Raw genomic sequence first — 8,208 nt, forward strand, 5'->3', positions numbered from 1 at the left:
TCACAGGCCCTCCACCGGTCGCCGGCGCAGCCGGTGCAGCCGGTGCTTGAGGTACAGGCGCCACGCCGTGTCGTTCTGGCCGACGTGCACGCGCGGCAGGGCGTGCGGACCGGTCAGCGGGCCGGGGTCGATGGCGCAGGCGTAGGCGTATCCCGCTTCCCGTACGGCCTCGACGGCGCGGACGTCGACCGTGCCGTACGGATAGCAGAAGCCGTCGACCGGGGTGCCGGTCAACTCGGTGAGCAGCGCGCGGCTTTCGACGAGCTCGGTCTTGAGGGTGAGGTCGTCTGCCCGGGTGAGGTCGACATGCGTCAGCCCGTGCGAGCCGATCTCCACGCCCTCGGCGGCCGCGTGCCGGATGCCGTGCGCGGTCAGCAGCGGCTTGCGCGGGCCGAGCGGATCCCAGGCGTTGTCGCCGCCGAGTCGTCCGGGCAGTACGAAGAGGGTGGCGTTGCAGTCCCAGCGGCGCAGCAGCGGCAGGGCGTGGGTGACGAAGTCGGCGTACCCGTCGTCGAAGGTGAGCCCGACGAGGTCCTGGCCCTCGCCCCGGGCGCGGGCGGCGAGCAGTTCGGCCACGGACACGCCCCGCAGCCCGCGCCGCCGCAGCCAGGCCAGTTGCCGGCCGAGCCGTGCGGGCGTGACGGTGATGCGGTACGGGTCGTCCGAGCAGTCGCCCACCGAGTGGTACATCGCCACCCATGGGACCGGGCCCGGGGGCGGGGCGGGGAGTCTGCCGGTGCCGGGGGAATCAACGGAAGCGACCATGTGTGAGCCTTCGTGTGACGGTGCGTACGGAGCGCAGTGCGGATGCGAAACCCTGGGCACCCAGGGCCCAGGCGAGCGGGACGAAGACGGCGGTCACGGTCAGGCAGCCGGCCGCGAGGCCCGCCGCCGGGGACTGAAGCCGGCCGGCGACGAACGCCCCGGCGGCGATGGCGACGGCCGCGGCGAGCACCGACCTGCTCAGCTCGGCCAGTACCTGACGGATGCGGACCGAGACGCTGTGGGGGCTGTTTCGCCGGGTCGTTCGCAGCCCGGCGAGCATCAGGACGGCCGTGACGGTGATGCCGAGGGCGTTGGCGGCGGCGATCCCCGCCACGCCCCAGGTGTGCACGGTCGCGGCGCCGATCAGGGACGTCGCGGCGATGCCCGCGGCCATCACACCGACGGGATACCAACTGGGCCGGCCCGCCGAGAAGTACGAGCGGACCAGGGCGCCCACCAGGGTCTGGCCCAGCAGCCCGAGCGCGTACACGCGCATGACGTCCGCGGTCGCCGCGGTGTCGTTCGCGGTGAACGCACCCCGCTGGAAGAGCAGTTCGATCATCTGCGGGGCGCAGGCGATCACCGCGCACATGCCCAGCAGCACCAGACAGGACGCCAGTGCCAGATCCCGCTCGACGCGGCTGCGCGCCCGTTCGGTGTCGCCGTCCGCGAGCGCCCGCGCCACCACCGGGAAGGTGACCGTGCACACCATCAGCGACAGCGTCATCGGGATCTGCGCGACCTTCTGCGCGTAGTTCAGGTGCGAGATGGCCCCGGCGGGCAGGGTGGAGGCGAGGAAGCGTTCGACGAGGACCTGCGACTGGCGGCACAGGGCGAACAGGAGGACGGCGGCGATCAGGGCGAGTTGCATCGGCCGTTCCGCGACAGGGGCGCCGGCCCCGCCGAGGGCCGGCCTGCGCGACACCAGTTGCCGCCACAGCGACGGCAGTTGCACCAGCACCATCAGACAGCCGCCCGCCGCCACCCCGAGCGCGGCGGAACGCACGCCCCAGCCCCCACCGAGCAGGAACATCGCGGCGACGATGCCGGCGTTGTACGCGACGTAGATCGCCGCGGGCGCGAGGAAGCTGCGGTGCGCCCGCAGGGCGGCGCTGCAGTACCCGGCGAGCCCGAAGGTCAGTACGCAGGTCGCTGTGAGCCGGGTGCAGTCGGCGGCGAGGCGGGGGTCGGGCAGGCCGGGTGCGAGGACCTGGACCAGGTAGGGAGCCGTGCCGGCGACCAGTGCGGCCACCGCGGCGAGTGCGAGACACAGCCGGGGCAGGGTGGCGGCGACCAGGCCGCGGACCGGGTCGCCGGGGGCGCCCCGGGCGCGGCGGGCCAGCGCCATGCTGAACGCCGGGATCAGCGCGATGGCCAGCCCGTCCTCGATGAGCAGCGTGGCGGCCAGCTCCGGCACGGTCCACGCGACCAGGAAGGCGTCCGTGTCGCTCCCGGCACCGAACAGCCGCGCCAGCGCCTGATCGCGCACCAGGCCGAGCAGCGAGCCGGCCATGGACAGCGACGCCGTCACGAGCGCGGCCCTGGCGAGGAACCTGTGGGAGGCCGAGGCCGGGTCGGCGCCGTACCCGGCCACGGGAGTGGCACGCGCCGCGGGTACGGTCGCCGCGCCGTCCCTTTCGGATCCGGGGGGTTGCGAAGGCACCACCGTCATCGCGCCAGGGCCTCCTCGGCGGGCTCCCGCACCCCGCCCCGCGGCACGTCCACCCGCGCGTCGCCGGCCAGCGCCCACCACGTCACGAGGCCCAGGCCCACCGCGGTCAGCACGGTCGAGGGGCCGCCGATGTCTCCGTACACGAAGTCGGTCAGCAGCCAGATCAGCAGCCCGCAGGCGACGAGCGCGCAGTCGAGTCCCGGCCCCCGGGCGCGCACGCGCAGCAGCCTTCGCACTCCGCACACCAGCAGCGCCAGCCAGCTCCCGACGAGCCCGAGCAGCCCGATCAGGCCCTGCTCGCTCAGCACCAGCAGGTACATGTTGTGCGGCGACAGCAGCGGCTGCCTCTCGTACGTCACTCCCGCGCCGTCGACGTCACTGGCCGACGACAGCGCCAGGGTGGCGTGCCCGTCCCGGTACTCGGGAAAGCCCTTCAACCCGACGCCGGTCAGGGGGTGCTCGCGCCACATGCCGGTGGCGGACGCCCACAGGGTGTACCGGTCGACGACGGACTGGTCGGGGGCGTCGGTGATCTGCGTGATGCTGTCGATCCGCTGCTGAAGCGGCGCGGTGCCGACGCCGAAGCCGCCCACCAGGATCACGCCCGTGGCGGCCGTGGCCGCGGCCACCTTCAGTGCGCGCCGCGGCCCGGCCAGCGCCAGTTGCACGGCGCACGTCAGGGCGGTCGCGATCCAGGCGCCCCGGCTGAAGGAGAGCGCGAGCGGCGCCAGCAGCGCCAGGGCGCACCCGGCGGCGGTCGCCCGCTGCCGTACCGGCGCCCGGCCGAGCGCGATCCCGACCGCGCAGACCAGGCCGAGAGAGACCACCGTCGCCATGCCCATCACGTCATGCGGCCCGAAGGTGCCGACCGCCCGGATGTCCTGGCCCTGGTAGGTGGCGCCGGTCCGGGTGACGTACTGGTGAACGCCGATGGCGCCCTGGCACAGCGCGAGCCCCACGAACGACCAGGCCAGCAGCCGGAAGTCGGCCCGGTGGCGGATCAGCAGGAGCACGGCCGCCGGGACGAGCACGAAGATCTGCAGATAGCGGCAGAGTCCGGCGAGCCCGGCTTCCGGCGAGGCGGCCCCCACCGCGGCGAGCGCGAGCCCCGCCACCGGCAGGCCCAGGACCACGGCCGCGGCGGGCGACAGCGGGCTCCGTCGTTCGCGCAGGAGACGGATCGCGCAGTACACCACCGCCAGCCCCGAGACCACGTCGGCGGGCCCCGCGCCGTCCGTTGTCAGCGGCAGGGCCAGCAGGGCGGGCACGGCCACCACGGGCAGGACCGGCATCAGTGCGGTGACCCGGCGGGGGAGCCGTGTCAGGGCGTGGCTCACGTTCTGTCAGCTCCCCGTCGGACGTACCACCGTGGCCGCGGTGCGCAGCAGGATGCAGATGTCCTGCCACAACGACCAGTCGTCGATGTAGGTGTTGTCGAACCGGCAGCGGTCCTCGATCGAGGTGTCACCGCGCAGCCCGTGGATCTGGGCGAGGCCGGTGATGCCGGTCCGCATGCGGTGGCGGGCCGCGTAACCGGGGTAGGCCTGGCTGAACTGGCCGACGAAGTAGGGGCGTTCGGGCCGCGGCCCGACCAGGCTCATATCGCCCCGGAGCACGTTCCACAGCTGGAGCAGCTCATCGAGCGAGGTGCGCCGCAGCATCCGGCAGAACCAGCGCATCTCATGCTCGTTCGCCACGCTCCACCGGGTCGCCGACTCGTGCTCGTCGACCGGGCGGTGCGTACGGAACTTCAGCAGGGTGAACGGTTTTCCGTTCTTGCCGATGCGCTCCTGCCGGAACACCACGCCCGGCCCGTCGCTGATCCGCAGCGTCACCGCGCACGCCAGGAGCAGCGGACTGACCAGCAGCAACAGCGTCCCTGACACGAGAATGTCCAGCGCCCGCTTGCCCGCGCCGCCGGGGCGCACCGGGGACAGGTCCAGACGTCGGCAGGAGAACCCGGCCAGCCGCTCCTTCGCCGCGTACGACGGGGAGTCGGCGTCGACCTCCCAGACCACGCAGCCGGAATCGGCCAGAGCCCGCAGCAGCGCTCCCTGTTCAGCGCGTACGGAGGGGTGAACGGCCAGCACCGCCCGTACCCCGTTCTGGATGACCGCCCGCTCGACCTCCTGGCCGGTCGTCAGGACGGGCAGGCCCTCGGCGCCGTCCGGCTGCTCGGCGACGATCCCCACCGGCCGCAGGCCGCACCGCGGGTGCCGCAGCACGGCGGCGGCCACGCGCTGCGCGGTCGCCGCCGGGCCGACGACGAGCGCGGTGTCCGGGTGGCGCAGCAGTGCCGCCTGCCGCCGCGCGTGCACGGCGCCGCGCAGCACACAGACCGCCGCCGCCTGAAGGGCCAGGCCCGTCAGTACGGTGCGGACGGACAACGCGTGCTCCGGCCCGTACGCCGTCAAGAGCGCCGAGAGCGCCAGCCAGGCCACCGCGATACGGCCGCACACGGCGGGCAGTTCCTCCAGCAGCCCCGGCACCGGCGGCCGGCCGTCGCGCGGGCGCAGCAGCAGCGAGGTGACGATCAGCAGGGTGATGAGCAGCGGATGGCGCTGGGCCTCGGCGAGCGCCAGCGTGCCCGACAGGGCGGCGACGCCGTCCGCGACGAGCAGCGGGACCCGTGAGGGCGACCGGGCCGGGCGCCGCGGGGCGGGGAACCGGAAACCGATGGGGGTGCCGCGCGGCGGCATGACCGAGACTGCTGAGGATCTGTGGCCCCGTGGCGGTACGCCGGGGGAGGGGACGGTATGTTCCGCGGTCACGAGTGGATCGACTCCCTGTGCTCTGTGGGCTCGACGCGCTGTTTTGTCCGGTTCGCCTCGGCGCCACGGGACGGGCGCGCACCGTCGGTGGCGGCCCGTGTGCCGAGCAGTTCGCGGTAGACGTCCCCGACCGCCTCGGTGGCGTGCCGTACGTCGTGGGTGGACAGCACATGCCGGCGGCCCCGGTTGCCGAGCGACTCGCGCAGCGGCGGGTCGAGCAGCAGCTCGGTGACGGCCCCGGCCAGCACCTCCGGGTCCTCCGGCGGGACCAGGCACCGGGCGGCGACGGAGGGCGGCAGGCTCTCGCGGGCGCCGTCGACGTCCGTGACCACCACGGGCCGCCCGCAGGCCATCGCCTCCAGCGGGGCCAGCGCCATGCCCTCCCAACGGGACGGCAGAACGACGAGATCGGCGGCCTGGTACCAGGGGGCGGCGTCGGCGACGGCTCCCGTGAACAGCACGGACTCCGGGGCGACTTCGCGAAGCCGGTCGCGGTCCGGCCCGTCGCCGACCAGGACGAGGCGGGCGTCGGGCACCCTCTGCACGACGGCGTCCCACGCCCGCAGCAGGACGTCCTGCCCCTTCTGCCGGCACAGCCGCCCCACGCAGACCGCGAGCGGTGCCGCCGGGTGGGTGCCGGCGAGCGGTGCCAGCCCGGCCCGTACGGCGCCGGAGTCGGCCGGGTGGAAGCGCTCGGGATCGATGCCGTTGGGGACGACGGTCCACCGGCCGGTGATCCTGGCGCGCACGCCCGTCGCGCGCTCCGCCTCGCTCACGCACACCACCCGTGCGGCCCAACGCGCCCCCCATCGCTCCCACCTGAGCGCGAGGGCAGCGGTGCCTCCGCCGATCGCCTCGAACGACCAGGCGTGCGGCTGGAAGACCGTCGGAATCCGCCCGCGCACCGCGAGCCGCCCGGCGAGCCCGGCCTTCGCGCTGTGCGCGTGCACCAGATCGGGGCGCACCTCGTCGATCACCCGTGCCAGGTGCCGTACCTCCCGCACGAGCGACGGACCCGGCGACCGCGTGGCGTGCCAGTGGCGTACGTTCGCGCCGAGCGCCCGGAGTTGCGCGGTGAGCGCGCTGTGGGGGCAGGCCACGGTGACGTTCAGACCGTCCGCCAGCTGTGCCCGGACCAGGTCCGTCACGACGCGCGCGACCCCGCCGTCCACCGGTTGGGTGAGGTGCAGGACCCGCGGCCGAGGGGCGGTGGGTGACAGGTGCATATGCGCGGTTTCCTCGCTCACGAAGGCGCTCGGGGCGGGCGGCGGTGGCAGCAGCGGCACGAGTGCGGTGTGTCCGCCCGGAGGTGCGTCGGGAGGTTCGCAACTCTAGTAACCAAGCGGACAAATCCGTCTAATTTCGGTTAAATGCGAAAGGGTGTGTCGGAAGCGTGAAGTCGGTCCCCTTCCCGGGATCACGCTCTGTCGCATCCTCGGCTTCCGGCCGCTTCCCCTGGAGTTCCACCGCGGAGGGCGGCCGGTACCGTTCCCCCGAACGGAAGCCGGGGTGCGGTCGGTCTGACATACCGTCTGATCAGGCACGGCGCGGCGATCAGGGGATACGCGTGATCACGAAAAGCCTATGATCAGTTGCAGAAAGTCATGGGTGCTCTCACGGTGGGCTCAAGATCCAACGCCCGTCGAAAGGAACTCCCATGCGCAAACTGCCCGCACGACGCATCGCGACCAGCGCACTGTGCGCCGCCCTCCTGGTCGGGATCACCGGCCCCGCCGCCATGGCGGCCGACTCGACCCGCGAGCACAGCCAGGCGCCGGCGCCCGATGCGCGACTCCGCGGTGCGGATGCGCTTCTCGCGCAAGTCAGGGCCTACAACCGGGGCGAGCTCACCCCGGTCGCCGACCTGGTGCACGCCGTGCTCGAGGCGGACAACGGCCAACTGCCCGAGGCCAAGGCCAGGAAACTGGGAGCCGCGGCGAAGGCCGCCCTGGCGCCCATGGCGGCGGAGCGACGCCCCGCCGACCTCGTGGACGACGCGCTGGACGCCCTCGACAGCCTCCTGGACGCGCTCTTCTCCGAGGACAGCGAGCTCACGTCCGAATCCGAGGACGAAGACGAAGACAGTGAGGTCACCTCCGAATCCGAGGACAGCGAGGTGCCCGAGTCGGCCGAGGATCTGCTGATCGAGGTGGAAGACCTGATTGACGAGTCGTCCGACAGCGACCTGGAAGAGTCGGACCTGGAAGATTCAGAACTGGAAGACTCAGACCTGTCCGATTCGCCGACGGTGTCCAGCAAGCAGACGCAGACAATTATTGTGACGCGTCCCGAGTCGGGCGTCAGGCTCCCGCTGATCTCGACGCTGGCGTCATTGCTGCTGCCGGCCAAGTGAGCCCCGCATGAGCGCCGTACGGTACGGCTCTCGCCCGCCGAGTCGTGGTGCCGGCCCTTGGGGGCGGCACCACGACTGTTGTTCTTCCCGCCCCTCCCGCTCCTACTTTCTTCCGGTCCCTCGTCGCCCCGGGCCCGGTCTTTCAGACTTCTCATATGAGGTATAGGCAATCTCGGCATTTTTGGTTTCCGCCCAGGCCAGGGCTCGTTAGGCACGGCGACAGAATCCCTTCCGGCGACCCGCGTTGCCGAAGAAAGGAACACGATGAAGTCTCTGAAGGCTGCCGCCGTCGTTGCCGGGTCCTTGATCGCTGCTGGTACCGCTACGCCCGCGTTCGCCCACAACGCCTACGGCATGGCGCCCACCGGTCAGAGCGCCCCCGACCAGGCGCCGGCCGGTTACGGTGCTCCGGCTCCTGCTCAGGCGCCGGCTCCGGTTCAGGCGCCGGCCTACAGTGCTCCGGCTCAGGCCCCGGCCCCGGCCCCTTACAGTGCTCCGGCCCAGGCTCCGGCTCCGGCCAATTACAGTGCTCCGGCTCCTGCTCAGGCTCCGCCCAGCTACAACGCTCCCGCTCAGGCGCCCAGCTACACTCCTCCGGCTCCGGCCCCGGCTCCGGCCCCCGCCTACAACCCTCCGGCTCCGGCTCC

6 protein-coding genes are annotated in these 8,208 nt (G+C 72.8%); 1 reads left to right on the top strand and 5 read right to left on the bottom strand.

Annotated features, from left to right (window positions below; all coding sequences use genetic code 11):
• From G5C60_RS06270 to G5C60_RS06290, 5 genes are read right to left on the bottom strand one after another with little or no spacing between them, the layout of a single operon-like run.
• On the bottom strand, nucleotides 1-765 hold the full coding sequence (locus G5C60_RS06270) for a polysaccharide deacetylase family protein (RefSeq protein ID WP_165255402.1): 765 nt from the start codon (nucleotides 763-765) through the stop codon (nucleotides 1-3).
• A complete protein-coding gene (gene murJ / locus G5C60_RS06275) occupies nucleotides 749-2,437 on the bottom strand; it encodes a murein biosynthesis integral membrane protein MurJ (protein WP_165255405.1) in 1,689 nt (562 codons plus the stop codon). Before murJ ends, G5C60_RS06270 begins: the two co-directional genes overlap by 17 nt.
• On the bottom strand, nucleotides 2,434-3,774 hold the full coding sequence (locus G5C60_RS06280; RefSeq protein WP_165255407.1) for an O-antigen ligase family protein: 1,341 nt from the start codon (nucleotides 3,772-3,774) through the stop codon (nucleotides 2,434-2,436). The genes murJ and G5C60_RS06280 overlap by 4 nt, the downstream gene beginning before the upstream one ends.
• Nucleotides 3,775-3,780: 6 nt before the next feature.
• Nucleotides 3,781-5,208 (bottom strand): exopolysaccharide biosynthesis polyprenyl glycosylphosphotransferase, encoded by a 1,428-nt coding sequence (locus G5C60_RS06285; RefSeq protein WP_165255410.1) that lies wholly within the window; start codon nucleotides 5,206-5,208, stop codon nucleotides 3,781-3,783.
• The gene (locus G5C60_RS06290) at nucleotides 5,205-6,434 is read right to left on the bottom strand and encodes a glycosyltransferase family 4 protein (RefSeq protein WP_165255426.1); all 1,230 of its coding nucleotides are present in this window, start codon (nucleotides 6,432-6,434) and stop codon (nucleotides 5,205-5,207) included. The genes G5C60_RS06285 and G5C60_RS06290 overlap by 4 nt, the downstream gene beginning before the upstream one ends.
• Nucleotides 6,435-6,865: 431 nt before the next feature.
• Between G5C60_RS06290 and G5C60_RS06295 the strand changes: the two genes are divergently transcribed.
• Complete coding sequence (locus tag G5C60_RS06295; RefSeq protein WP_165255412.1) at nucleotides 6,866-7,561, top strand: hypothetical protein; 696 nt, start codon at nucleotides 6,866-6,868, stop codon at nucleotides 7,559-7,561.
• The last annotated feature ends 647 nt before the right edge of the window (nucleotides 7,562-8,208 follow it).

The sequence above is a fragment of the Streptomyces scabichelini genome, assembly GCF_011045015.1.
Lineage (GTDB): Bacteria > Actinomycetota > Actinomycetes > Streptomycetales > Streptomycetaceae > Streptomyces > Streptomyces scabichelini.

Bases quoted from the DNA above. Each gene is read 5' to 3' on its own strand.
- G5C60_RS06290 (WP_165255426.1), bottom strand. From the start codon at position 6,434: ATGCACCTGTCACCCACCGCCCCTCGGCCGCGGGTCCTGCACCTCACC.
- G5C60_RS06270 (WP_165255402.1), bottom strand. From the start codon at position 765: ATGGTCGCTTCCGTTGATTCCCCCGGCACCGGCAGACTCCCCGCCCCG.
- G5C60_RS06295 (WP_165255412.1), top strand. From the start codon at position 6,866: ATGCGCAAACTGCCCGCACGACGCATCGCGACCAGCGCACTGTGCGCC.
- murJ (WP_165255405.1), bottom strand. From the start codon at position 2,437: ATGACGGTGGTGCCTTCGCAACCCCCCGGATCCGAAAGGGACGGCGCG.